The organism is Nostoc sp. JL34, assembly GCF_017114945.1.
Taxonomy (GTDB): Bacteria; Cyanobacteriota; Cyanobacteriia; order Cyanobacteriales; family Nostocaceae; genus Nostoc.
Genome location: NZ_JABXKQ010000028.1, coordinates 1 through 25,921, shown reverse-complemented (window position 1 = coordinate 25,921; position 25,921 = coordinate 1). Strand labels below are relative to the sequence as shown.

The following is a 25,921-nucleotide window of genomic DNA, read 5'->3' as shown; positions in this document are numbered from 1 at the left end:
TGCTCAAAAGACTAGCTGCTAGCTAGCTAAAAAAGATATCAAATGGGTTCTATAGGCGAAGCAGGTGGAAGTGTCTTTGCTTTATTAAGTGTTCTAGGCTGGGCTGTTGCTAAGAAAAACCACTGGCTTTAGCTGGCATTTACAATTACCAATTCAACGTCTTCGGGTAGAGAACGTTCTTGTTCTTTGTATTCCTCTTGAATCATTTCAAAAACATAGACAAGTTCAGCACGGGCCTCATCTGGCGTTTGTCCCCAAGCGTGACAACCGGAAATCGCTGGTCTATATGCGACAAATATACCATTGTTATCGGGACGGATAACAGTGGTGTAGTCTTGTCAAGACTTCATGGGGACAGCCGCAAGTTTGAGTTACATCTTCAGTTTATAGCGATCGCTTCTTAAATTAGGGACTGCAAATTGGGACTTAACTCTTAAGGATTGGGGACTCTTAAGATTTGAATGAGGATTGGGACTCCAAGCAAATCTCCAAAGAATTTCTTCCCCAATCCCAATTCAATTAGCTTTACGCTCTTTCAGCACTTGATCTAGCAAGTTTCTAGCAGGTTGTGCTTTAGCCAACGCTACTTGATGGTCATTATAAGCACGAACAAGACGAGAAAGACTACTCACACCTGCTTTGAGTTGCTCAAGTTCCTCACCAGCAACCAGTTCTCCATCAAGCATCCGCCCAATCAATGGTTTGATGTCGCCCACTTCCTGCCGGACTTTTTGGAGCTTTTCTAGGGAACTCAGTAAAGTTTTTAGTGAGTTCAATATATCGTCAAGATCTTGGGCATCCTCCACTGGCTCAGGTGAATCTTCAATTGTTACCGTATCTTTGTCTGAAACTGTAGGCAATTCCTCTACAGACGTTTCACTTGTAACCCCGTTTGTTCGTGCCATCAACGCTTCCTCAAGGAATTTTCCTCAGTGTATCGCTGATTTCAAGTTCCCAAAGATAGTATTGTCATAATTCGTTAAATAAATACTTGTACAAATTCAACTTTACATAAAAATTGCTCAAAGACTTATTCAGCCATAAAAGCTTATTAAAAAATACATTTGTGTCAGAGACGAAGCGCTAGCGCTATTTTATAGAATCATTTTTACATTATTTACAGTGTTGCTGGAGAATAGATACAGCTAGATCAAAACTATTAGGTTGAGTTTGGACTGCATAAGCTTCTCTTTCCAAATCTTGCCTATGGACATCGTGATAGCGCATAAAAAATGGTCGAGCATAATTGACAGGCTGAATATCTAAACCTAAAGTTTTTATTTTGCCATTTCCCGCACATACTTGTGCAGCATGAACAGCTTCGTGAATTAGAGTTTGAGTACCAATTTTTAGCTCGAAAACTACTGGGTTAATCCAAATTTTTTTGTTAGCTTCTTGTAATAACCCATAAGCACCTCTCTTTGGTGGTAGCTCAATTATTACCTGAAATCCAAACTTTTCTAATTTATTTTTTAAATATATAAATTTCCGCTCAGGGGTGGATACTTGAGAAAGTAATAATAAAGAATTTAACAGGAAAGTTTCTATCATTACAATTTATAATAATTTTGGTTTAAAACCCCGGAATTTAATTCTGAAAACCCGATATTTTTGAGGATTAAACGTCTTTTACAGCTATTTTTAGGTAAATAGACCACACGGTAAGGGCAATTCGTTAATTGCCCCTACGACAGACGTGGTTCAAATACATGAAAACTGCTTTAAGTCGGTGATGAAAAGCATATAACGGGATTTATTTAACTAAATCCTTCACCTTGTTCATAATACTCACGGAATCAATGCCTTGATGCGGAAATTGTTCCCATAAACCGCCGCAACCTTCTTTATGAGTGCCAAGATGCGCGTATTTGGGAGTAAATCCACGCTCTAACAGCCAGCTACCAAAACGACTGCCCAATCCAGTTCGACGGTTGAAAGACTCCACCACAAGTGCAAAAGGAGCATTGCCAATTTTTGCTATCATCTCTTCGTCAATAACGTTCAGGGTTGGTTTATTGATCAAACCTACATCCAGCCCTTCTTGCTGGAGACGCTCGACGGCATCGAGGGCACGATACAGAGCTTCCCCAAAGCTGATGATGTAGCCTTGAGTCCCTTCTCTAATCACCTCATCTTTACCAGGGACAAATTTATAATCACTACCAAAAAAGTCATGCCCGTTTTTGTCGAGAATGTTAGGTACTTTAGAACGGGTTGAGAAAATAAACCGCAGTCCCGGCTCAAAGAACACAGCTTCTACACAAGCTTTCATTTGATTAGCATCAGATGGAAAGTAAAGACGTGTTTCGTAGCCATCATCCAACCCATTGTCAGCAAACATATTGTTCAAACCGAAGTGGCAGGTATTATCTGCCATGTCATCGATCCCTGCATGAGAAAAGTGACAAAGTACATTGGAGTAGTTCAGCCGCGCCATCGTAATCTCTGAAATACACATTTCCAAGAAAGCGCTAAAGGTTGCGAAAATACCTTGTTTTCCTGCCTCCATCCCAAATCCAGCAGCAGCAGAAAAGTTACTCCGCTCCATAATGCCAGAGGAAATAAAAATTTCCGGGTATGCATCGTGAATCTTCTTCAAACCACAGGAGCCTTCAAGATCGCTATCGATGGCTCTGACTTTTTGCTTGCGTTCTGCTTCACTAATGCGACTTAAGACACCAACTACCGCATCACCGAACACATTGCGGTTAGCATCCCATTTGTTACTAGAGCCAAGAAAAGTGTAGGTTTGTTTCGGTTTTTGAATACTTTTGAGGTATTCGACAGCAGCAGTTTGTTGGCGTGATTCTAGATATTGAATTGCTAGCTCTACGGAAATCACATCATGACCGTGGGTAGAACCTTCTAACCCTACAATGCCAGGACACATAGGGCGTTTATTGATGATAGCAATTGGCCCAGGAGTCGTTACAGCTTCACAAATCCGACGGTATAAGTCGTCTAAGTCTTCCCCATTTCCTTCGAGTATCTTTAACCCATGCCCTTCTAAGGTTTTGGCAACGGTAAAACCGGGTAAATATTTGGAAGGATGTCCGGCAATTGTCACATCATTATCATCAATGATTAGTTTGACATTAAGATGTTGAGCGACAGCCAAGCGGGCAGCTTCAGCGTCGTTACCTTCCTGCTGAGAACCATCGGAACCAAGACAGAAAACAACTTTACCTGGATTGGCGATCGCCACACCATTGACGTAAGGCCACATATGCCCTAATCGTCCAGAACTAAACTTTACACCAGGAGTTAGCCCCAATTCCGGGTGTCCTGGTAAGCCGGAGTGGGCTTCGCGATAGTGTAGGAGTTTCTCACTTGGTAAGTCACCATGTAAAGCTGCCATTAGATACTGAGTTGCGACTCGATGTCCGGCTTCATCAAAGAAAATCGGCACAAATTGATCCGATGCTGCCCGAAACAAGGCATCAAGTATGACCACCTCTGGTACTGTGTCATAAGGCCCTCCAGTGTGACCACCCACCCCTCTAGCAGCTCCTGTCGCTGTAAAAAAGACGATCGCATCACGGCAGAGTTGAATATTTGTTTTTAAGCTCTCTCGTTGCTCTGGGGTAAGAGTCGCATTCGCTGGATTGAGAGTTAGAGGCTTGTAAGCACTCAAATCAATGGGAAATTGAATCTTAGTAACAGTCATTAAATTATTCCTTGGATTTAAACCGATTTAGACAAAACAAAAGCATTTGCAAACTTCGGAAAAAGCGCGACCTGTTGAAAACGCAGCTAAGATTGTTAAATTCCGCTTGCGTGAATGTGCTTGAATTTATTTAAAAGCGATCGGAAATATGCAGAAACCTGCACATCTATGAGTATAAACTCACAAACTGGCATTTTCAAGATCAAATATGCAACTTCAGGAAAATCAACTATGCTAACTGCGGAGCGACGACAATTCATCTTGGAAATTCTGCGTCGTGACAAAAAAGTGCTATCGTCGGAACTCAGCGCTGTTCTAAAGGTTTCTGAGGATACGATTCGTCGGGATCTGCGAGAACTAGCTGAATCCGGTTTTTTGCAGCGCGTTCATGGGGGGGCACTTCTGGTTTCTCCGGCTCTTGCTAGTTATGCCGATCGCCAAAAGCAAGCACCGAAAGAAAAAGAAGCGATCGCTCGGGCAGCAGCAAAATTGGTTTGTACAGGGCAGGTGGTAATTTTAGATGGAGGCACCACAACTCTGCAAGTAGCCCGTCATTTACCCTTGGATTTGCAAGCGACAATTATAACTAATAGCCCTCCCATTGCGATCGCCTTGGCGGAACATCCCCATGTTGAAGTTGTAATGTTGGGTGGACAACTCTACAAAAAAGCCTTAGTAAACGTTGGTACTACTACAGTTGAGGCATTACGGATGATTCGTGCAGATTTGTGCATGTTAGGGGTGTGTAGTCTACATCCAGAATTTGGGATTAGTGTAGCGAACTTGGACGAAGCGCATGTCAAACGAGCGATGATTGCTGGAGCAGCGGAGGTAGTTGGATTAGCCACAGAGGAAAAGTTAGACACTGCTGCTCCTTATGTTGTGCAGTCGATTCATGCACTAACTTACCTTGTCACGGCACCAACTGTATCTGATCGGATGCTAACTTCTTACAAAGCTTTAGGTTTGACGATCATCCGTGACGAGTCGGCTTGAACTGGTAGGGGGACTGGGGACTGGGGACTGGGGACTGGGGGACTGGGGACTAGGAAAGAAGCAAGGGAGCAGGGAGCAGGGAGCAAGGAAGAAGAGTTTTCCCCTCCGCCCCCTGCACCCCGCCCCTCTGCCTCTTTTCAATGCCCATTCAATAAGCTTGTAATGAACATTTGCTGAATGCTACCTTCTACAAGGTGACACAGGATTTGGAGCGGTTTTTAACCATGAAGGGTAGACACAAAGTAGCTTTTAGCTTAACATCGCTGATCAGTCTCAACTTAATATCTAATTTAGTTGCATTTGATTCTGCGAACGCCACACCACCGAGAACCCCAGACAAAAGTGTTAATTGCGAGATTTTAGTTGTGGGTGGTGGACTTTCCGGTGTAGCCACAGCTTACGAGGGATTATTAGCAGGGCGAACGGTTTGCCTGACGGAAATTACTGACTGGCTGGGAGGACAAATTTCTGCTCAAGGGACATCTGCGTTAGATGAACGCCCAACTCAGCGAGCTCTGAAATTCTATTCTCGCGGCTATCTAGAATTGCGAAACCGCATTGGGCGCAAATACGGTAAGCTTAACCCCGGTGACTGTTGGGTAAGTGAATCTTGTTTTCTTCCCCGCGATGCTCACACTATTTTGACTCAGATGCTTAAAGATGCTGAAAAGCAGGGCAAAGGAAAGCTGCAATGGTTTCCCAACACAGTAATTAAGGATTTGGAAATCGCTGCTGATGGCAAAATAATTAATAGTGCGATCGCAATCCAACATCAACCACCAAAAGGCGCACCACCTCTCAATACTTTTACTTTATCTCAAAGCATTGAAGATGCCTATCGCTACGAAAACTCATCTCGGTTTACTAAAACTATTCTGCGTTTCATCCCCAAGGCCACGAAAGGGGATGCTCCTAAATGGTACGTTATAGACGCCAGCGAAACCGGGGAAATTATCGCCCTTGCTGATGTTCCTTATCGATTAGGCATTGATGCCCGTTCCTACCTAGAACCTTCTGCTTCCAGCACCAATAACGATCCATATTGCCCTCAAGGTTTTACCTATACCTTTGCAATGGAGGCTACTAAGGAACCGCAACCGCAGACAATGCCCCCATTCTATTTACAATATGCGCCATATTTCAGCTATGAATTAACGCGACTGGCTAACTTTGATTTAGTTTTTACCTATCGTCGCATTTGGAGTCCAAACAAAGGGAAACCAGCAAAATTCGGCGGTGTAAGTTTTACTGCGGCTACGCCAGGGGATATCTCGATGCAAAACTGGACTTGGGGTAACGACTACCGCCCCGGAACAGCCAAAGATAACCTAATTTACACTCGCCAGCAGTTAGAAGCTACAGGGCAGTTACAACCAGGGGGTTGGATGGGAGGACTGCGAACAGAAAGCCTCCGCAGCGCTGAGGAAAATGCCTTATCTTTCTATTACTGGTTGGTAGCTGGGACGACAGATTCCCAATTGGGAGACGGTGTAAAGCAGCAGCAACCCAATAACCGCTTTGTTTCCGGTCTAAATTCGCCAATGGGGACAGTGCATGGCTTATCAAAATATCCTTATATGCGAGAAGGACGCCGCATTATTGGCCGGCCCAGTTGGGGACAGCCTGGAGGCTTTGGTATCTGGGAAATTGATATTTCTCGCCGAAATTATAATGATGAGTATTACCCCAAGACTCTGCCAGCAGATATGTATCGGAGGCTACGAGCAGCAGTTGCTGGTTTGGAAGCAGTATCAGTAATTGACGGTAAAGTTCCACCAGACAAAGCAATGCGACGGACTCGTTCTACCATCTTTCCTGATGCTGTGGGTATTGGTCACTACGCTATAGATTTCCATCCTTGTATGGTGAATAGTCCCCCAGAAGCCCCTGGAAACACAGAATATCCAGGCGAAAGACGTGGTGCTGGTCAAGCTTATCCCTTCCAAATTGCTCTGAGGGCGATGATTCCCCAGAAAATCGACAATTTACTAGTAGGAGGCAAAAGCATTGCTACTAGTCATATTGCTGCTGCCGCCTATCGGGTACACTCCTTTGAATGGTCATCTGGCGCAGCTGCGGGAACTGTTGCTAGTTTTGCTATCAAAAATGCGATCGCACCTTACCAACTAGTCGATGACTTACCTAAACAAGAGCCACAACTAGAAGCACTCAAACGGCTTTTGCAACAAAATGGCAACCCTACCGCCTTCCCAGATACATCTATTTTTAACGAAAACTGGGATAATTGGAAATAGATTGTCATTTGTCATTTGTCATTGGTCATTTGTCATTTGTCATATCAAGTCCGGTTAATCACTTATGATTACCGAATCTGTGCAAAAATCCTAAAAGCCTCTTCCCCCAGCAAGAATTGCGGTATAAATTGATAAGTCTTTAGCCGGACACGATATCATTCGTTATTGGTTAACGACAACGGACAAATGACAATGGACAAATGACAACGGACAACTAAACAATGAACTAAACTAATTACTTGCAGTATAGTTTTGTAAAATTATCTTGACCAATTGTTTTATGGTTACGACACTTTCAGCAGATGTTTACGGGATGTCCACAGCACCAACTATAGCTCCTGAACGGTCTAATCAAGTTACCCGTAAGACTTATCCGAATTACAAAGTGATTGTATTAAATGATGATTTTAATACATTCCAACATGTATCTGAATGTTTGATGAAATATATTCCGGGGATGAGTGGCGATCGCGCGTGGGATCTGACTAATCAGGTACACTATGAAGGTCAAGCGATCGTCTGGGTCGGGCCCCAAGAACCTGCGGAACTCTATCACCAGCAGCTGCGCCGAGCAGGTTTGACAATGGCACCTCTAGAAGCAGCTTAATTATCATGGGCAAACCCACCGTAGATCCCCTCCGCACGGCTTCGCAAAAAGCTGCGAGACTGGTTTGGAATCACTCGACACACCTTTCTGGTCTTATTCCTATTTTAGAACGTCTTTGTCAGCACGATGGTATCCAAACCGTGACGCCAGGAGTGATTGGGCGGGCAAAAGGTCACTGTCCAAAAATGCAACTGCGCGTCTCAGTACCGATTCGGGGAGGCTATAAAGTCATCGCCCGGCAGGGAAAGACGGTACAAGAGGTCTTTATTTTAACGACTTTACCCCAGGATCAACTAGAAGCAGCATTAGCGATCGCTATGAGATGTTAATCATCCCTCATACTCCTCAAAAGTATTGAATGGGGAATCTTACTTCTTTATTCAAAATCGGGAAAAGAGGAACTGTTTTGCCCAACGCCCGTAATGATTGCTGTTAGCGGATAGCTAGGGTTTAGCCCGTGCTGAGTAGGGAATCTCAACTTCTTTACTCAGAACTCGAAACTTGGAACTGTTTTGCCCAATACCCAAATGACTATTCCTCAACCCGATGTACTGCAAATTTGTGTAGAGGCAGACTAAGGATGCAGGAAAAAGTTAAGAAATATGACAGAGCCGTAGTTATTTTCAAAGTCATCAGCACAGATTCCCAGTCGGGTAACACCATTTTCTCTATGCCAAAAGCTACACAGTAAACTAGCCAGTAACTAAAGCTCATTCTAAACAGAATTCGCTCTGTTTCTTCCATCTCATTTGTTTGCTGCTTACCATTCCACAGTAACAACAGTCCAATAATGCAAGCGACAAAGGAAACAGCAACTACAGATTCGTGACAAAATATATTTAACGAATGCATTTGTGTTTATTCCCACATTTTTTCAGTTGAAATTCAGTCTAAAGGAATATTCCTTGCAGAAATACAAATTATTTACAAACCTCAATAGATTCAATACTGCTGAGTGAAAAATCTCACTTGCAACTCAGCACTCATAACTCCATTAACCTGTAAGACTAGTTACTAAAATTGAAGCGTTTGCAACAATTGCTCCTTCATGTATAAGAAACGTTTAAGTATTTCCAAGAAATGTATAATCAATTGCTGGAAAGGCTTAATACTTTGCAACAATTGCTTCTCTATGTATAAGAAACGTTTAAGTATTTCCAAGAAATGTATAAGCAATTGCTGGAAAGGCTTAATACTTTGCAACAATTGCTTCTCCATGTATAAGAAATATTTAAACTATTGCAGCAATTGTTGTAATTAACTTATGAGTTAATCTTACTTAAAAATCAATCAAAATTTTTTAAGTAAAATTAACTGCCCTCATCCCCCAACCCCTTCGCCCAAATCGGGAGAAGGGGAGCCAATTTTAAAGTCCATCTCCCAATTTGGAAGAGGGATTTAGGGTGAGGGCTTTTGATAAACATAATTTTGCGCCACTTTCCAATAACGCGAGAACCGTTTCAAGTCAACATAGCCGTCATAGTCAAAAAATGCTTCTACCTCTAACACTTCCACTGCTAGAGAACGCTCCATTTGATTACAGATATCATCAAACCGGGGACTAGGACTATTGGCTGTGACAACTAAATTGGCATCATGTTCTTGAGCAAAAGCTAAAATTTCTTGTACCACATTGCCACGGCGGATAACAACAGGTAACTCTAGCAAACATTCGTAGATAAAAGTCAGACGTTTAAGACTCAATTGCCATTCCTCTATCAAAGCCTCATCCCAAACCCAAATAGCTGGGGCATCGGGGTATTTTTGCAATGTGGGATTATTTGGACTGAGGCAATCTCCATGTACCCAAACAATTGGTTTATTCATTTTTTACCTTTCTTTCCCCGTTGCCAACTTTGGCTATTGGCTTGTTTGCTAAATTCCCCTTTGGGAAAAAGTCGCTGTTCTAATTCTTCATAACTGCCTTCAAAATCACAATGACCGTAAAGGGGACATTTCTGGCAATAAACGCCTTTGGTGTAGCGTTCTAAGTTCTCACGGTTGAAAAAATACGGTTTATGACTAAAAGTGCTAGCAACCCACTGCCATGACATATTATTACTAGCAGGATCTCCATCTAAAAGGTGTTCAAGAAACCACTTAGCTCCTGCTTGCCAACGAATACGCCGCCAATGGACAACATAAGCTGCTAGCCACATTCGCGCGTGGTTATGTAAATAACCAGTTTCTCTCAAATCACCACTAAAACTGTCAATGCAAACTCTGCCTGTAGTTCCTTCTCTGATATCTTGCGGCAATTCGGGTGCATATTCGTCCACAGTATAACCAGTTTTGTACTCTTCCTGGTCTTTCCAGATTTTATCCCCCAACTTCATATACAACCGTTGCCAATAGTCGCGCCAACCTAACTCGTTAATTAGTTTCGTGGAATCCTCTTGTTGCTGTACCTGATTGAGGACATAATCTCGAATTTCTCGCAAACTCAAAACACCATAGCGAATGTAAGGCGAAAGTCGCGTGACTGCACCTGTGAAGAAATTACGTGTTTGGGCGTAGCGAACTGGGTCGATTTTTTGCAGCGCTGTTTGTGCCGCTTTGCGTCCCCCCACAGTTTCGCTGATGTGGTTATCGCGTTCCGCTGCACCTGGGAATTGTTCGCGTAAGTAGGCTACCAACTCATTGCGGTTGGCAAATTCGCGTTGCATATCTTTAGGCATTATCAGCAAATATGAATGGTTACATGCGTAGGCGATCGCTCAATATATGTACAATTCTAAAGCGATATCCACGACGAGCTACGCTTACACAATCTCTCACACATCATCATGAGCAACATTCCCCAAGTTGGACAACCAGCGCCAAATTTTTCCACCCCTGACCAAAATGGCAATTTAGTCACTCTCGACGACCTCAGTAGTCAGTGGGTTGTCCTCTACTTCTACCCCAAAGATGATACACCCGGCTGTACCACCGAAGCGAAAGATTTCACCGAGTTGTATCAAGACTTCAGCGCACTAGGAGCGAAAATCTTAGGCGTAAGTCCAGATTTGGGTAAATCCCATTGTAAATTTATCAGCAAACATAACTTGTCGATCGCCCTTTTAAGCGACCCAGAACATCTTTTAATCGAAGCCTACGGCGCTTGGCGATTGAAAAAATTTATGGGCAAAGAATATATGGGTGTTGTTCGCTCAACCTTTCTAATTTCACCTGATAAAATTATTGTCTATACTTGGCCTAATGTAAAAACCAAAGGTCATGCTCAAGCAGTTTTAACTAAATTACGGGAATTAGCAGCCACGTAACGCAACTGGATGCAGGTATAGTTACAGCAATGCTAGGTAATATTGACTTATATACTGGCAAATCCTCACCCTGAAAATCCTGCATATTCCTTAGTAATGAATGGAGAAGATTTCCAATTTATTAAACTGATAAAACAAGATAAACCAATATATGCTTTATCTGATAGATTTACTTTATATAGACGCGAAAATGAATTATGTAAAGTCTTGAATATATTAAAAAAGATAGATCAAGCTTTAAGTTAATTATCTTTGTTATTCCTATCTAGGTTAATACTGGAACAGTGTCATAATAGTTATATTGCATCTTTTAAATAAATTATGGTTCAATTTATCCAAGCACAAAATGTCGGGCTTGCCTATTTGGAAGAAAGATTTAGCCTACAGCTAGTCAAAGATGAGACATTCTTCACAGAATGGTTTGAAAATTTACCGACAATTACAGATTTAGAAAAGCAAGATTTAGACAGAATAAAACTTCATTTTCTCCGTTTAGTCAAGCGTCCCCCTTTGTCAGAAGAAACGGTTAAATTAGTAGTTTTATCTCCTTTACTCAATTTAGCTGGATTTTATGATGAGCCTTTTTATATCAGAGGCGAGGAATCAATAGAAATTTCTGCGGAAGATGAAGGAGAAATCATTAGAGGTAGAATTGATGTTTTAGTTATTCAAGAACAATTCTGGTTGTTAGTAATTGAATCTAAAAGGTCTAGCTTTTCTCTTTTAGAAGCTATACCTCAAGCACTTGTCTATATGTTGGCTAATCCTAATCAAGACAAACCTACTTTTGGATTAGTAACAAATGGTAGTGATTTTATTTTCTTGAAACTTACCAAAGAGAATCAGCCAAGGTATGCTACATCTGACCAATTTACACTTTTGAAACGAAAAAGTGAACTGTATCAGGTTCTAAGTGTATTAAAAAATTTGAGTCAAAGCTTGAGTTAATAATTATGTCGATTCGTCCTATCTACCTTGATTGCCACGCTACTACACCCGTAGATGAACGGGTATTAGCAGCAATGCTCCCTTACTTCACAGAAAAATTTGGCAATCCAGCAAGTATTAGTCATGTTTATGGTTGGGAAGCAGAAGCTGCTGTTAAGCAAACGCGAGAAATTTTAGCAGCAGCAATCAACGCCATACCAGAAGAAATTGTGTTTACGAGTGGTGCAACAGAAGCAAATAATTTAGCTATAAAAGGTGTTGCCGAAGCTTATTTTAAAAAAGGTCAGCATATTATTACTGTTGCCACTGAACATAGTGCAGTTATTGATCCTTGTAATTATTTAAAAAGTCTCGGTTTTGAAATTACTATTCTCCCTGTCCAGAAAAATGGATTGATTGATTTAACTGAGTTAAAAAAAGCTTTCCGTCCTGAAACAATTTTAGTATCGGTGATGGCTGCAAACAACGAAATTGGCGTGTTACAGCCTTTGTCAGAAATTGGAGAAATGTGCCATGAACACAACATCATTTTCCACACCGATGCCGCCCAAGCTATTGGTAAAATTCCCTTAGATGTGCAAGCGATGAAAATTGACTTGATGTCGCTAACAGCACATAAAGTATATGGCCCCAAAGGCATTGGAGCGCTGTACGTCCGCAGGCGTAACCCCAGAGTGCAACTGGCTCCCCAGCAGCACGGTGGTGGACATGAGCGGGGAATGCGTTCTGGTACATTGTATACACCGCAAATCGTCGGCTTTGGGAAAGCTGTAGAAATCGCTTTGGCTGAACAAGCAACAGAAAACCAACGCCTCACCCAATTAAGACAAAGATTATGGGAACAGCTATCGCAAGTTGAAGGAATTCATCTCAACGGACATCCGCAACAGCGATTGGCGGGAAACTTGAATGTTAGTGTTGAGGGAGTGGATGGAGCCGCACTTTTGCTAGGATTACAGCCAGTAATGGCGGTATCTTCTGGTTCAGCTTGCTCATCAACAAATACTGCACCTTCCCATGTTCTCACAGCATTGGGACACCCCCAACAGCTGGCTTATGCCTCAATAAGGTTTGGCATTGGCAGGTTTAATACAGAAGAAGAGATTGATATTGTAGCAAAACATGCGATCGCTACTATTCAAAGTTTACAAAATAAACGGTAAGCATGAAAACCAGCAATACCTCTTTTGTGGGCAATTGTATATTTAAGAAGAGATATCTGTACGATTTCCCATATCAAAAACATTAAATTCAATTCCTTCTAACTTCAGCCTCAAAGCCTCTAATAAGAGGTTTACCCTTTCTTCGATATAAAATGGTTAGGGCGTTTTCTGGAAGTGCATTGCCTCTTGAGCATTTCAGATTTTAGAAAATCCTTGCAACTTTTCTTCCATGCCAGCATTGCCCTGTAAGCCGCCTGTATGTACTAGAAGCAATGATTCGCCTTTACAAAAAAATCCTTGCTGTAGTAAATCCATCACTCCGTAAAACATTTTTGCGGTATACACGTAATCGAGAGGTATGCCATGTTCCTGTGTAAACTGTTGGCTAAACAGTAGTAACTCGTCGTTCACCTTTGCATAGCCGCCGAAGTGATAATCACATACCAATTCCCAAGAAGCGGGAGAACTATATGGTGCAGGTAAATCAGAGGTGAGGTAATTTGTCAATAAAATTTCGATTTCTTGTACGAGAAATGACCCATTTTTTAGTACGGGAAATGCGATCGCTTTTTGTCCTTCATGCAACGAAAGCGCAATCCCCGCTAGTGTGGTAGCTGTACCGCAGGCTACGCATATATGATTAAAGGCGTAGGCGTAGCCAGCCGTAGGCATCGCATCACCAACTATTTCTATACAGCCGCGCACACCATTTAAATTACTCCCGCCTTCGGGAATGATAAACACTTCACCAAAACGTTGTCGCAGATATTCTTCTAACGCTGGTGTGTTGCGCTGTCGATACATTTCACGGTTCAGGTACACAAGCTGCATACCTTGTTGTACAGCAAAACTCAGTGTAGGATTCAGCGGTAGCCTCTCCTCTCCACGAATTACGCCGATGGTGCGAAAACCAAAAAGATTACCAGCCGCCGCAGTTGCATAGATGTGATTGGAATAAGCGCCACCAAAGGTTAGCAGCGTTGTGAAATTTTTCTCCTTAGCCTCCAAAAGATTGTATTTCAGCTTAAACCACTTGTTGCCGTTAACCCACGGGTGCATGAGATCCAAACGCAGCACATACAGATTAACACCAGCGTGATGGGCGATTTTGCTGTTGATTTGTTGTATAGGGGGAGGAAGAAAGGTTAACGACATGCGTAAACATTGTAACTTGGTATTTACATTTTCTCACATCCATTATTGAAGATAAAAGTAATGATAAACATCGAGTAATTCAATGGTAATTCAAGCTAAATGATGAATAAAACTTTCTGATGATTATCTTTAGAAATTGGCATTTTACTAATTGAGTATTTTAGGTAAATATAAGAAGCAGAACACTCGCTTCAGATAAGAATCTTTTTGGAGAGAATAAATGGTTGCACTCATAGAGCTTACTCAAATTACTCCCAACCCAGGACGTTTGACGATTCAAACTGTTGAAATTGCTTCTCAAACGACAGCTATTCGTTGTCTCGACTGGGATAGAGAACGTTTTGATATCGAGTTCGGTTTACGTAATGGTACAACCTATAATTCTTTCTTAATTCAAGGAGAAAAAATTGCCTTAGTTGACACATCTCACCGCAAGTTTGAGCAATTATATCTTGAGGTAGTGGTGGGATTAATCGATCCGACTAAAATAGACTATTTGATTATTAGCCACACGGAACCTGACCACAGTGGCTTAGTGAAAAATATTTTAGAATTAGCTCCCTCCATTACTGTTGTTGGTGCTAAGGTAGCTATTCAATTTTTAGAAAATATGGTTCACCAGCCTTTTAAATCAATGCAGGTGAAAAGTGGAGAGCGATTAGATTTAGGCAACGGACACGAATTAGAATTTATCTCTGCACCCAACTTACACTGGCCTGACACAATCTTGACCTATGACCACAAAACTTCCACTCTCTACACCTGTGATGTGTTTGGGATGCACTACTGTGATGACCACACTTATGATGAAAATATCACCTTACTTGAGGAAGATTTTCAATATTATTATGATTGTCTCATGGGGCCTAATGCCCGGTCTGTTTTGGCAGCTTTAAAGCGGATTGAAAAGTTAGAAATAGCAACTGTTGCTACCGGACATGGCCCTTTATTACAACACTATATCTCCGAATGGCTTGGACGGTATCAAAACTGGAGTTTAGAACAAGCAAAAACAGAGACTTTAGTGGCTCTATTTTATATTGAAGATTACGGGCATAGCGCGTATTTAGTCCGTACCATAGCTCATGGATGCGCGAAAACAGGCGTGGCAATAGAATTAGTAGACTTCAATAGTGCCGAGCCTCAAGAAGTTCGAGAATTAGTTGCACAAGCCTCTGGTTTAGTAATTGGAATGCCAGCCCAATCTTCGGCGATGGCTCAAGCGGCTTTAAGTACGATTTTAGCTGCTGTTAATAAGAAGCAGGCAATTGGTTTATTAGAGTCGGGAGGGGGAGAAGATGAACCAATTTACCCGTTACGTAATAAGTTCCAAGAACTGGGATTAACTGAAGCTTTTCCTCCTATCTTGGTTAAGGAAACTCCTACTCAAGCAACGGAACAGCTTTGTGATGAAGCGGGGACAGATATGGGTCAATGGTTGAACCGCGATCGCACCATTAAACAAATCAAATCTATCAATACTGAACTAGAAAAAGCTTTAGGGCGGATTACCACAGGGTTATACATTATCACCGCCAAAAAAGGAGAAATTCAGAGTGCAATGTTGGCTTCTTGGGTGACACAAGCGAGTCTTGAGCCTTTGGGAGTTGCGATCGCAGTATCCAAAGATCGAGCAATTGAATCCTTGATGCACGTTGGCGATCGCTTTGTTTTAAATGTTTTAGAAGAAGGCAAATATCAAGGATTAATGAAACATTTCCTCAAGCGTTTTGCTCCTGGTGCAGACCGTTTTACTGGAGTGAAAACATATCCAGCTAAAAATGAATCGCCCGTTTTAGCTGAAGCTTTAGCTTACATGGAATGTGAAATTACCAGCCGCATGGACTGTGGAGATCATTGGGTAATTTATAGCACAGTCCAAACTGGAAGAGTTTCCAAGCTAGATGCACTTACCGCTGCCCATCACCGCAAAATTGGCAATCATTACTAATTTGTAATTTGTCATTCTCCTTTATTTCCCCTGCTTCTTACAGACGCGATTCATCGCGTCTCTACCCACCCTTGTACAGACGCGATGAATCGCGTCTCTCAAAAAACTATGTATAAATCTGTTGAAAATACCCCGATTAGCATGTACGAAATCAATCGGGGGCGCGTTGTGCGAACCTTGGAATTTATCCAAGATATAATTGTAATTTCTTTGTGTATCGGTTTATTTAGCTTCATGGTGCTTCAGGTGAGAGATATGTTTCTCTCCTTACTTCCGCCTCTAGATTTTCATGCTGTTACTGCCGATATTCTCTTTTTACTTATCTTAGTTGAGTTATTCCGACTGCTGATTATTTACCTACAGGAACATCGAGTATCTATTGGGGTAGCTGTTGAAGTTTCCATTGTTTCTGCTTTGCGAGAAGTCATTGTTAAAGGTGTTCTAGAAACAAGTTGGAGTCAAGTTTTAGCAACTTGTGCCTTTTTATTAGTGCTGGGAATACTACTGTTTCTCAGAGTTTGGCTACCCCCGACCTTTGAAGGTATAGACCCGGAACAAGAAGCATCTAAACGCTATAGAAGCCGAGCCAAGTCTGAATTAACACAAACCAATGGTCATTAGGCACAAGCAGGGGGAGTAGGGGAGGCATAGAGAAAGAACTATTAATTATTTATTCATCCCCAATGCCCAATCCCCAATCCCCATAAGAGAGGTTATTATGTCTACTGTCACATTAACGTCCAACCATAGCAGAGATGTACAAGTTGCTGAAATTGGTAAAAATACTCTGATTATGCGATCGCGGACTTGGGACAGATTAAAATTTGAGGTGGAATATTCCCGCCAACGAGGAACTACAGCAAATTCTTATCTGATTCAAGCTGATAAAAAGGCTTTAATTGACCCTCCCGGCGAATCTTTTACCGAAATTTACCTTGAGCAACTTGCACAACATCTAGATTTCATCTCCCTCGATTACATTGTTCTCAGTCATGTCAATCCCAACCGCAGAGCAACCTTGCGAGTATTGCTCTCTCTGGTTCCTCAAGCCACTCTCATTTGTTCTCGCCCCGCCGCCAATGCTCTAAAAACTGCCTTTCCTGAATTTGAATCACCTATTCAAGCGATGCGATCGCAGGATACTCTAAATTTAGGACAAGGACATCTTCTATCATTTATCTCTGTACCGACTCCTCGGTGGGCGGATGGACTTTGTACCTACGATGCTGCTACAAAAATACTCTACACAGACAAACTTTTTGGCGCTCATATTTGCGAAGATACTTTGTTTGATGAAGATTGGAAGGGTTTAGATGCGGAACGTCGTTACTATTTTGAATGTCTCCATGCGCCCCAAGCCAAACAAGTCGAAGTAGCCTTAGATAAAATATCGCTTTTGGGAGCCAGATGTTATGCCCCAGCACACGGCCCAGTTGTTCGTTACAGCCTCAGTCGTTTTACCTATGATTACCGTCAATGGTGTCAAGGACAAAAATCTCAAGAATTGAGTGTCGCTTTGCTCTATGCTTCTGCTTATGGAAATACAGCAATTATGGCGAATGCGATCGCTCAAGGTTTGATTCAAAATGGAGTTAATGTTGAATCAATCAACTGTGAACTAGCTGATTCTGCGGAGATTAACCGCATTGTAGAATCCTGCGATGGCTTGATTATCGGCTCACCCACATTAGGCGGCCATGCACCGACTCAAATTCAAACCGCTTTAGGAATAGTTCTCTCGGTGGCGGCTAAAACTAAGTTAGCAGGGGTGTTTGGTTCTTACGGTTGGAGTGGCGAGGCGATAGATTTAATCGAAAGCAAGCTCAAAGATGCAAATTATCAACTAGGGTTTGAAACAATTCGGGTGCGTTTCAGTCCGACTCCTGAAATTCTTCAACAGTGTCAAGAAGCAGGTGCTTTTTTTGCTCAAAACTTGAAGAAAACTAAAAAACTGCGTTCTTCCCGTCAGATTATGACAGAAACTCATGTAGATCGTACCGAACAAGCGGTGGGTCGGATTGTTGGTTCTCTGTGTGTTGTGACAACTCGTGATGAAGAAACTCACAAAGGGGTTTTAACTTCTTGGGTATCGCAGGCAACTTTTAACCCGCCAGGAATTATGATTGCGATCGCTAACGAGCAAAATGCAGATTTAATGCATCATCCTGGCGATAAATTTGTGCTGAATATCCTTAAAGAAGGAAGAAATGTCCGCCGCTATTTTTCTCGTCACAGCACTTTAGGAGATAATCCCTTTGCGAATCTTGCCACAAAAACTGCTCTGAATGGTTGTTTGATTTTGAATGAGGCATTAGCCTATTTAGAATGTACAGTGCAAAATCAGCTGGAATGTGGCGACAGATGGTTAATTTATGCCGTCATCGATCGCGGTGAAGTGTTAGAAAATGATGGTGTCACGGCTTTGGAACATCGGAAATCTGGCAGCTATTATTAATCTGACTGTTCACTCTTATCTAAAAAACTTCTCTGTTTGTAGAGCTACGGTGTTACACACAAGTCTTTTAGAGTTGCAATGACATTGTTTTAGCTAACAATGCCATTGTTTCGGCTGACAAGAAACTCATTATTGATTGCACGAGCGATCGGGTTATATATTTTAATATTATCAAAACTCTATTTCTTATAATATTAAATAATATTTAAATGTTATTTGTATATATTTCAAAAGTAAAAAGTTTAAAATTGTTTATTTTTGTAAAAAATATATGGTAAGGTACCACTTATAAAAACTATAGTGTATCTATAAAGTTTAAGTAGTTTAAAAATTTCAAAAAGTAGTTTTTCAAGCAATGAAGTCTTTACTCAGGACTAAGTAATTGTTAAAATTGCAATTTTGAGCTTGATAAAAGCTGCAACTACTCTAAGGCCATACATTGGCTTTATTCTTATATCAATTTCGTACAAAATTACTTTGTACGGCATAAATTTGCATATTTCGTTGGCAAACTCTCAAGCAAAGAGTATTTAATTACTTGAGAGATTACTTTTGCTGGTTAGCTTTAGCTTGTGAATAATTAGTATTCACAACAAACAGTGGTGTTTCATTTTGTGTGTGAGGAACGAGTGTGAATTACTACCAATTAATGTGTACAAAAAGAGTCAATTGGCTGTGCTTACTTACTGCTTTAATTTCGCTGGGTACATCTCCTGCAACTGCTCAATCAATTGCTGACAATCCTGTAAACAATTTTGAGAGCGCAGACAAAGACAACAGTAGCGGAGTTTCAACTAATTCTAATTTTCTAGAATCGAATGCGATCGCTCAAGTAAACTCAGTATCTCAATTATCTGATGTTAAGACAACAGATTGGGCATTTCAAGCACTGCAATCGGTAGTGGAACGTTACGGTTGCATTGTGGGATATCCTGACAGTACTTATAAAGGAAATCGTGCCTTAAGCCGTTATGAATTTGCTGCTGGCTTGAATGCTTGCTTAGATAGAATCAACGAACTGATTGCTACTAGTACTGGTGACTTAGTTAAGAAAGAAGATTTAACTACTCTCCAAAAACTCCAAGAAGAATTTACATCTGAACTTGCAGCACTGCGGGGTCGAGTAGATGCCTTAGAAACTCACACAGCTACTTTAGAAAAGCAACAGTTTTCTACCACAACTAAACTTAATGGCGAAGCTATTTTTTCTTTGTCCACAGCAACAGGTGGAGAACCAGGCAGCCAAGATTCTAAATTAGCCTTTAATAATCGCGTCCGGCTCAATCTTACCAGCAGCTTTAACGGCAGTGATTTGTTGATTGTTGGACTTCAAGCTTACAACTTCAGATCGAGCGGTTCATTTTATGAAAGAGGAACCATTCAAGGCCAATTACTGCCGAATTCAAGTTCTTTTGGCGCAGGCTCAACCAAGTTAAGTTTTGAACCTCAATTTTCTGGCTTTAACCCTCAGACATTACAACCCGACGGCGGAGCAAACTCAGTTAGTCTTTACAAGCTAGCTTACGTCTTACCGTTGTCTCAGAAATTCGTTGTCTTTGCTGGAACTAATGCAGAGATTACAGATGTTTTTCCTGCAATCACTCCCTACGCCAGCGATAGCCAAGGTGCAATCTCTCGATTTGCAGGTTACAACGCTGCTGTCAGAATTACAGGAGGCACTTCTGGTACGGGTTTATTAGCGGGTGCTGGTTTCTTGTGGAATCCTTCAAAACAGGTGGGACTTGGAGTTATTTATGGTAGTGGTTCGGCTCCGATATCAGAAGATCGCGGTCTTTTGAACACACCTTTGGGAGGAGGTTTCTTTAACGGTACACAAGCAATTGCTGCCCAACTAACCCTCAAACCAATCTCAACTATTGATATCGGCATCAACTATGCACACAGCTACCACACAATCAACATTCTAGGTACAGGTTTGGGTAGTGCAGATATTGCTTCTATTCAATTTACTCCCAATGCAGCACAGCTGGCGAGGTTTGGCGGTAACGCAACATTAGCAACTCTTGATGAGCCAATCAATGTAAATTCTGTTGGTGCAACAGTAACGTGGCGGTTTGCGCCGAAAACATCCTTGTCACTATCAGGTGCATTACTTTTTGCTAATCTGTTGAATGTAGATGCCTCTACAACCTTTAGTAGCTGGTCGGCTGGGTTGCATTTTAGAGATATATTCCATGAAGGGAACACCGCCGCCGTCATTTTTGGACAGCCGCTTTACCGACAATCTGTAGCGGGAATTGCTTCTCGTCCAGAAGACGCGACTCCCTACCATTTAGAAACATTTTATAACTATCGGGTTAATGACAATATCTCCATTACCCCTGGTGTATATTTCATCTTCAGTCCCGAAGGCTTTAGTGCTAATGACACAGCAATTGTAGGCGCACTTCGCACTACTTTTAGCTTCTAGAGCGCCAGTTCAGTAGAAGTAGTTAACGAAAAATGCAGTTGGGTGAATGTTGTTTAAATCGAATATCTAGGTTCGTTAATCGCTTCACTCAACCCTTTTTCGGGACTATCCAAAATTTAGCTGATTAATATTGAAAACATCCTTTCTTAATTTTACTAAAAATAAAAGGTCGCCCTAAATACTCTCCTAACCTAGACTTGCAAGCAGGTAGTCCTAATTTTGCGCGAAATTCTTCGTCATATACTGCTTCTTCCCAATTTTCTGCCGATTTAATCTGCTCGTTCGTCATGATACAAAGAGATTTTCCAGGAACTTTACTCATTGTCGGCGAATCTTAGTGCCAGTCCCCCATACCCAATATCGTGATCTAAGATTGTTGGGTATTCTATAAATTGCGATCGCCACTATACGGATGATTGAAGTTGAACATCTGAGTAAAATATACGGCTCTACCCCAGCGATTACTGATGTCACCTTTAGCGTCGAGCCTGGGGAGATTTTAGGGTTGTTAGGCCCCAATGGCGCTGGAAAAACCACAACCATGCGGATTCTGGCTGGTTATTTACCGGCAACCAATGGAAATGCCCGGATTGCTGGTTATGATGTCCATGAAAATTCCCTGGCTGTGCGCCAACGCATTGGTTATTTACCGGAAACACCACCGTTATATCCAGACATGACAGTGGAGGGATTTTTGCATTTTGTCGCCCGAATTAAGGGAGTTCCAGCAGGCGATCGCCCCAATAAGGTGACAGCGGCTATCGAACGCTGCAACTTAGAAGATAAGCGAAAGGTAATTATCCGCAAACTCTCAAAAGGATACCGCCAAAGAGTCGGAATTGCTCAAGCGATCGTCCACGATCCACCAGCGATCATTTTGGATGAACCTACCGTTGGACTCGATCCCCGGCAAATAATTGAGGTGCGGAATTTAATTAAAAGCCTTGCTGGTACTCACACAATTATTCTTTCCACGCATATTCTGCCAGAAGTGAGTATGACTTGCAGCCGCGTTGCCATTATCAATCGCGGTAAAGTGGTGGCAACAAATACCCCAGAAAACTTGATGACTCAGTTGACAGGTGGTTCCGGGTATGAGTTGGAAATAGAAGGTGAAGCTGCCTTAGCGAAACAGGTATTGCAAAAAGTTGCGGGTGTGAGTCTGATAGAATCAATTCCCACAGCCGGAATCCACGGGCATCAACCCCAGGAAAATCGCGCTTACCTGCGGGTGATATCGCAACCAGGAAAAGAACCAGGAAAGGATATTGCCACAACATTAGTGCGTGCAGGATTCGGTTTACATGAACTGCGGCGGGTTAACGCTACCTTAGAAGATGTATTCTTGCAACTGACCACAGAAGAAAAGAATTTCGATCCTGAGGTAGACTTAGCAGCAGACAAAGAAGGAGAAGCAGCGTAAATGGGTATAGTGCTGAGTAATATTATTGCCATTTATCGCCGAGAGTTACAGAGTTATTTTGTATCACCCTTAGCTTATGCGATCGCAGGCATATTTTGGTTCATCGCCGGGTTATTCTTCGTGATGATTTTGCTAGGGCCAGACGGCATTTTGGTAGGAGTTGCGGCAATAGATGCACAAGGGCAACAGCTGGGAGTACCAGTACCGCCGATAGATGTCCCCTATGAATTTGTCCGAGCATTTTTGGATCGTATGGGATGGCTATTGTTGTTTATCCTGCCAATACTTTCAATGGGACTCTATGCCGAAGAACGGAAGCGGGGCACTTTAGAATTATTAGCCACCTCACCAATCACCAATTGGGCGGTAGCTGTAGGTAAATTATTAGGCGTGATAACATTTTTCATCACAATGGTTGTACCCATGCTAGTGTTGGAAGCGATCGCTATCAGCGGCTCAAATCCACTAATGACGCCCTCAATTCCCTTCCTGGGTCATTTTGGATTAATCTTACTAGCAGCAGCAATTTTGTCTGTAGGAATGTTTATTTCTTCATTAACAGACAGCACAATTTTGTCTGCCGTTCTTACCTTTGCAGTAATCTTATTATTGTTATTGATTGATTTAATTGCCAAAATTGTCCCTGGCCCCGTGGGCGAAGCTTTGGGTTATCTGTCGTTGCTGAAACATTACAACACTTTAATCCAAGGCATTTTTGATACTAGCGGTTTAGTTCTATTTGCCAGTTACATTTTTTTGGGCATTTTTCTCACCGCTCAATCAATTGATGCACTGCGCTTTCAAAGGCAGTAGTTATATAAGTTATGAGTTAAAAGTTAGGAGTGAGGAGTTGAAGAAAAATCCAGAATCCAGAACAAGAAAGTGGGAGAATTAAACCCGTTTATTCAGATGCTCTCTACGAAACGCTGCGCTATCCGCCAGCTAGACATAATTAAATTCTGAATTCTGGCGACTGACGCCTTTATTCTGTTTTATTAAAACTCATAATTCCTAACTCCTAATTCCTCACTTCAGTCTAAATAATATGAAAATAGTTGCAAAAAAGAAATTATGGAAATATCTGTTTTGGTTAGGCCCATTCCTAATTACTGTCGGCTTAACAGTTGGGTTAGTCTCTGAACAGTGGGGATTAATTCCATTAGTATTTCTGATTGCGGGAATTGTCATCAGTGGGTTGGGGATAATATGGCAAAGCTACCAGAGTAACTGGTGGAACCGCCGTTCTACCCAAGCAGGAACTAATGCCCTAGTGGCGACTCTGGCAGTATTGGCAATTTTGGGATTGATTAACTTTTTGGGAACTCGCTACCACTTGCGGGCAGACTTAACAGAAGCTCAATTGTTTACCCTTGCGCCGCAGTCACGCGAATTAGTAAGTGTCTTACCACAGCCAGTTAAAGTGTGGGTATTTGATATTAACCAAAATCCCCAAGACAGAGAACTGCTAGAAAATTATCAGCGCCAAAGCTCAAAATTTAAATATGAGTATATCGATCCCCAAGCTAGACCAGGACTTGCAGAGAAGTTTGGTGTAAAAGATTATGGAGAAGTTTATTTAGAATCTGGAGATAAACGGCAATTAGTACAGACGGTAAATGAAAATGAGCGCCTGTCAGAAATCAGATTAACTAGTCGCCTGCAACAACTAACAAATTCAACCACAGCCAAAGTTTACTTACTCCAAGGTCATGGCGAACGCCAACTTTCGGCTGGTAAAGGTGCAATATCACAAGCAGTTCAGGGATTAGGCGACAAAAATTTCACAACATCACCGCTGAATTTGGGAGAAACTTCCAAAGTTCCTCAAGATGCCACCGTCGTAATAGTAGCTGGCCCCAAGCGAGGACTGTTTGAGGGTGAAGTCAAAGCCTTGCAAGAATATCTGAATCGCGGTGGTAACTTACTGCTGATGATTGATCCTAATACCGATCCCAAACTTAACAGCTTGCTACAAGAGTGGGGTGTGCGTCTGGATAATCGTTTAGCAGTAGATATTTCTGGGGAAAGCGTCGTGGGACTTGGCCCTGCTGCACCCTTAGTGACAGAATACGGAAAACATCCAATTACTAAAGATTTCGGTAACGGCAATTCTTTTTATCCAGTTTCCCGACCACTAGAAATTACCTCTGTACCTGGCGTTCAGGCTACTCCACTGCTACGAACCAAACCTTATCCCAGCAGTTGGGCAGAAAGCGACCTCCAAAGCGAAAAATTGGAGTTTAATGCAGATAAAGACCTGAAAGGGCCTCTGACCTTAGGTGTTGCTTTAACAAGAAAACAAACACCCAAATCTACTTCCACTCCCCAAGCTTCACCCACACCTTCACCTCTACCATCACCAACCACCCAAAGCAAGACTAATCCTACTCCTTCACCCTCACCCAAGACTCCGCAAGCGTTACCCCTACCATCACCCACCACTCAAAGCAAGGCTTCCCCTGCTTCCCCTGCTTCCACTCCTTCCCCCACTCCCTCATCTCAAACAGCCGCTGAGTCTCGGTTAGTGGTTTTAGGAAATTCTAATTTCGCCACTGATGGTTTGTTTCAACAGCAACTAAATGGAGATGTATTCCTCAACTCAGTTACTTGGCTGAGTCAACAGGATCAGCAACCCCTTTCCATTCGCCCCAAAGAACCGAAAAATCGGCGGATAACCCTGACAACCACCCAAGCCAATCTTTTAATATTGTCATCTCTGTTGCTTTTACCCTTAATTGGGTTTGCGATCGCAGTTATTATTTGGTGGAAACGACGGTAGAGTTAAGAATTCTCCCTCAGATCCAATGACAAATGACAAATGACAAATGACTAAAAAATGAAATTGCCACGAACGACTTTAATTTTGATACTGCTAGCGCTGGGTTTAGGTGGTTTTGTTTACTTCTATGAAATCCGTGGTGCAACTGTGCGAGAAGAAACAAAGGAGCAAAAGCAGAAAATTTTCTCTTTTGCAGAAGATGATGTCCAGTATTTAACAGTCAAGACAAATAAAATCACTCTTAATCTGGAACGTAACCCTGAATCTTCTAGTAACCCCAAGTGGTTAATCAAATCCCCGATATCGGGCCCAGTAAATGATGCTATTGTTTCTTATTTAATGGATTTATTGGTCAAAGGTAATAGTGAGCGTACTTTATCAACTCCAGCAAAACAGCTTGGAGAATTTGCCTTAGCTCCACCCCAAGCAACTATTAATATCATCCTGAAAAACCGACAAAGCCATCAGTTGATTTTGGGTAAATCTAACTTTAACGGTCGTTTCTTATATGCTCAAGCTGACCCTACTGCTAAATCCGATGGAAATATAAATGTGCTGTTAGTATCTACAGATTTTGCAAATGCCGTAAATCGGGAACTATCAGAGTGGAAACAACCTGTAGATAATAGTCAGAAACTTCCTCCGCTCACCATTCCTAAGCCAACTCCGACAAACAGCAAATAATTAATTCAAAATCTGGCGCTATTACTATGACAAATCCGACAGCAACATTGCTGATTTCCTGCCCCGACCAACGCGGACTGGTGGCTAAATTTGCCAATTTCATCTATTCTAATGGTGGTAATATTATCCATGCAGATCAGC

The 25,921-nt window shown here is 42.0% G+C and carries 26 protein-coding genes; 17 read left to right on the top strand and 9 right to left on the bottom strand.

What is annotated here, in order from left to right:
* Positions 1-128 precede the first annotated feature (128 nt).
* Positions 129-320 carry a type II toxin-antitoxin system HicB family antitoxin gene (locus tag HWQ44_RS04605; protein ID WP_292715481.1) on the bottom strand — a complete coding sequence of 64 codons (192 nt, stop codon included), beginning with the start codon at positions 318-320 and terminating at the stop codon, positions 129-131.
* Here HWQ44_RS04605 and HWQ44_RS04600 point away from each other — a divergent pair.
* The gene (locus tag HWQ44_RS04600; protein ID WP_292715475.1) at positions 261-404 is read left to right on the top strand and encodes a hypothetical protein; all 144 of its coding nucleotides are present in this window, start codon (positions 261-263) and stop codon (positions 402-404) included. The genes HWQ44_RS04605 and HWQ44_RS04600 overlap by 60 nt on opposite strands.
* A gap of 111 nt (positions 405-515) precedes the next feature.
* On the opposite strand, the gene HWQ44_RS04595 is transcribed toward HWQ44_RS04600, so the two are convergent.
* From HWQ44_RS04595 to HWQ44_RS04585, 3 genes are all read right to left on the bottom strand, one after another.
* Positions 516-905: a hypothetical protein gene (locus HWQ44_RS04595; protein WP_292715473.1), complete on the bottom strand. Its 390-nt coding sequence runs from the start codon at positions 903-905 to the stop codon at positions 516-518.
* Between the two features lie 208 nt (positions 906-1,113).
* The gene (locus HWQ44_RS04590; RefSeq protein ID WP_292715470.1) at positions 1,114-1,551 is read right to left on the bottom strand and encodes a hypothetical protein; all 438 of its coding nucleotides are present in this window, start codon (positions 1,549-1,551) and stop codon (positions 1,114-1,116) included.
* A 202-nt stretch (positions 1,552-1,753) separates the two neighbouring features.
* Positions 1,754-3,667: a transketolase C-terminal domain-containing protein gene (locus HWQ44_RS04585; RefSeq protein WP_292715467.1), complete on the bottom strand. Its 1,914-nt coding sequence runs from the start codon at positions 3,665-3,667 to the stop codon at positions 1,754-1,756.
* Between the two features lie 231 nt (positions 3,668-3,898).
* Between HWQ44_RS04585 and HWQ44_RS04580 the strand changes: the two genes are divergently transcribed.
* The 4 genes from HWQ44_RS04580 (at position 3,899) to HWQ44_RS04565 (ending at position 7,854) form a co-directional block, all read left to right on the top strand.
* On the top strand, positions 3,899-4,663 hold the full coding sequence (locus tag HWQ44_RS04580) for a DeoR/GlpR family DNA-binding transcription regulator (protein ID WP_292715464.1): 765 nt from the start codon (positions 3,899-3,901) through the stop codon (positions 4,661-4,663).
* 224 nt (positions 4,664-4,887) lie between these two features.
* Entirely contained in the window at positions 4,888-6,918 is a 2,031-nt protein-coding gene (locus HWQ44_RS04575) for an FAD-dependent oxidoreductase (RefSeq protein ID WP_292715461.1), read from the top strand.
* A gap of 280 nt (positions 6,919-7,198) precedes the next feature.
* Positions 7,199-7,525 carry an ATP-dependent Clp protease adapter ClpS gene (gene clpS / locus HWQ44_RS04570; protein ID WP_292715458.1) on the top strand — a complete coding sequence of 109 codons (327 nt, stop codon included), beginning with the start codon at positions 7,199-7,201 and terminating at the stop codon, positions 7,523-7,525.
* A gap of 5 nt (positions 7,526-7,530) precedes the next feature.
* Entirely contained in the window at positions 7,531-7,854 is a 324-nt protein-coding gene (locus HWQ44_RS04565) for a DUF2103 domain-containing protein (protein WP_292715456.1), read from the top strand.
* A gap of 202 nt (positions 7,855-8,056) precedes the next feature.
* Here the strand turns inward: HWQ44_RS04565 and HWQ44_RS04560 are convergent, their stop codons facing one another.
* The 3 genes from HWQ44_RS04560 to HWQ44_RS04550 all read right to left on the bottom strand — a co-directional run bounded on the left by HWQ44_RS04560 (position 8,057) and on the right by HWQ44_RS04550 (position 10,203).
* A complete protein-coding gene (locus tag HWQ44_RS04560) occupies positions 8,057-8,377 on the bottom strand; it encodes a hypothetical protein (protein ID WP_292715453.1) in 321 nt (106 codons plus the stop codon).
* A 546-nt stretch (positions 8,378-8,923) separates the two neighbouring features.
* Complete coding sequence (locus HWQ44_RS04555; RefSeq protein WP_292715451.1) at positions 8,924-9,352, bottom strand: hypothetical protein; 429 nt, start codon at positions 9,350-9,352, stop codon at positions 8,924-8,926.
* Positions 9,349-10,203 (bottom strand): FAD-binding domain-containing protein, encoded by an 855-nt coding sequence (locus tag HWQ44_RS04550; RefSeq protein WP_292715449.1) that lies wholly within the window; start codon positions 10,201-10,203, stop codon positions 9,349-9,351. Before HWQ44_RS04550 ends, HWQ44_RS04555 begins: the two co-directional genes overlap by 4 nt.
* A gap of 108 nt (positions 10,204-10,311) precedes the next feature.
* On the opposite strand from HWQ44_RS04550, the gene bcp reads away from it, so the two are divergent.
* The 3 genes from bcp (at position 10,312) to HWQ44_RS04535 (ending at position 12,902) form a co-directional block, all read left to right on the top strand.
* The gene (gene bcp / locus HWQ44_RS04545; RefSeq protein WP_292715446.1) at positions 10,312-10,791 is read left to right on the top strand and encodes a thioredoxin-dependent thiol peroxidase; all 480 of its coding nucleotides are present in this window, start codon (positions 10,312-10,314) and stop codon (positions 10,789-10,791) included.
* Positions 10,792-11,112: 321 nt separating this feature from the next.
* A complete protein-coding gene (locus tag HWQ44_RS04540) occupies positions 11,113-11,739 on the top strand; it encodes a type I restriction endonuclease (RefSeq protein WP_292715443.1) in 627 nt (208 codons plus the stop codon).
* A gap of 5 nt (positions 11,740-11,744) precedes the next feature.
* The gene (locus HWQ44_RS04535) at positions 11,745-12,902 is read left to right on the top strand and encodes a cysteine desulfurase family protein (protein ID WP_292715441.1); all 1,158 of its coding nucleotides are present in this window, start codon (positions 11,745-11,747) and stop codon (positions 12,900-12,902) included.
* Between the two features lie 195 nt (positions 12,903-13,097).
* Here the strand turns inward: HWQ44_RS04535 and HWQ44_RS04530 are convergent, their stop codons facing one another.
* Positions 13,098-14,057, bottom strand: coding sequence for a 1-aminocyclopropane-1-carboxylate deaminase/D-cysteine desulfhydrase (locus HWQ44_RS04530; RefSeq protein WP_292715438.1), 960 nt, complete (start codon positions 14,055-14,057; stop codon positions 13,098-13,100).
* 220 nt (positions 14,058-14,277) lie between these two features.
* Here HWQ44_RS04530 and HWQ44_RS04525 point away from each other — a divergent pair, with 220 nt between their 5' ends.
* The 4 genes from HWQ44_RS04525 to HWQ44_RS04510 all read left to right on the top strand — a co-directional run bounded on the left by HWQ44_RS04525 (position 14,278) and on the right by HWQ44_RS04510 (position 20,894).
* A complete protein-coding gene (locus HWQ44_RS04525) occupies positions 14,278-16,008 on the top strand; it encodes a diflavin flavoprotein (protein WP_292715435.1) in 1,731 nt (576 codons plus the stop codon).
* Between the two features lie 108 nt (positions 16,009-16,116).
* Positions 16,117-16,629 carry a phosphate-starvation-inducible PsiE family protein gene (locus HWQ44_RS04520; RefSeq protein ID WP_292715432.1) on the top strand — a complete coding sequence of 171 codons (513 nt, stop codon included), beginning with the start codon at positions 16,117-16,119 and terminating at the stop codon, positions 16,627-16,629.
* Positions 16,630-16,726: 97 nt separating this feature from the next.
* Complete coding sequence (locus HWQ44_RS04515) at positions 16,727-18,463, top strand: diflavin flavoprotein (protein WP_292715430.1); 1,737 nt, start codon at positions 16,727-16,729, stop codon at positions 18,461-18,463.
* A 649-nt stretch (positions 18,464-19,112) separates the two neighbouring features.
* Positions 19,113-20,894, top strand: a complete 1,782-nt coding sequence (locus HWQ44_RS04510) for an iron uptake porin (protein ID WP_292715428.1) — start codon at positions 19,113-19,115, stop codon at positions 20,892-20,894.
* Positions 20,895-21,018: 124 nt separating this feature from the next.
* Here HWQ44_RS04510 and HWQ44_RS04505 read toward each other — a convergent pair whose 3' ends face one another.
* Positions 21,019-21,216, bottom strand: a complete 198-nt coding sequence (locus HWQ44_RS04505; protein WP_292715425.1) for a hypothetical protein — start codon at positions 21,214-21,216, stop codon at positions 21,019-21,021.
* A 90-nt stretch (positions 21,217-21,306) separates the two neighbouring features.
* Here HWQ44_RS04505 and HWQ44_RS04500 point away from each other — a divergent pair, with 90 nt between their 5' ends.
* The 5 genes from HWQ44_RS04500 to HWQ44_RS04480 form a co-directional block, all read left to right on the top strand.
* The gene (locus HWQ44_RS04500) at positions 21,307-22,317 is read left to right on the top strand and encodes an ABC transporter ATP-binding protein (RefSeq protein WP_292715421.1); all 1,011 of its coding nucleotides are present in this window, start codon (positions 21,307-21,309) and stop codon (positions 22,315-22,317) included.
* Entirely contained in the window at positions 22,318-23,130 is an 813-nt protein-coding gene (locus tag HWQ44_RS04495; protein WP_292715418.1) for an ABC transporter permease, read from the top strand. It abuts the gene before it with no gap.
* A gap of 232 nt (positions 23,131-23,362) precedes the next feature.
* Positions 23,363-25,096 (top strand): Gldg family protein, encoded by a 1,734-nt coding sequence (locus HWQ44_RS04490; RefSeq protein WP_292715415.1) that lies wholly within the window; start codon positions 23,363-23,365, stop codon positions 25,094-25,096.
* 57 nt (positions 25,097-25,153) lie between these two features.
* Positions 25,154-25,780: a DUF4340 domain-containing protein gene (locus tag HWQ44_RS04485; RefSeq protein ID WP_292715411.1), complete on the top strand. Its 627-nt coding sequence runs from the start codon at positions 25,154-25,156 to the stop codon at positions 25,778-25,780.
* 26 nt (positions 25,781-25,806) lie between these two features.
* Positions 25,807-25,921 (top strand): ACT domain-containing protein (locus tag HWQ44_RS04480; protein WP_292715478.1); only part of this gene is annotated, 115 nt, incomplete at its 3' end.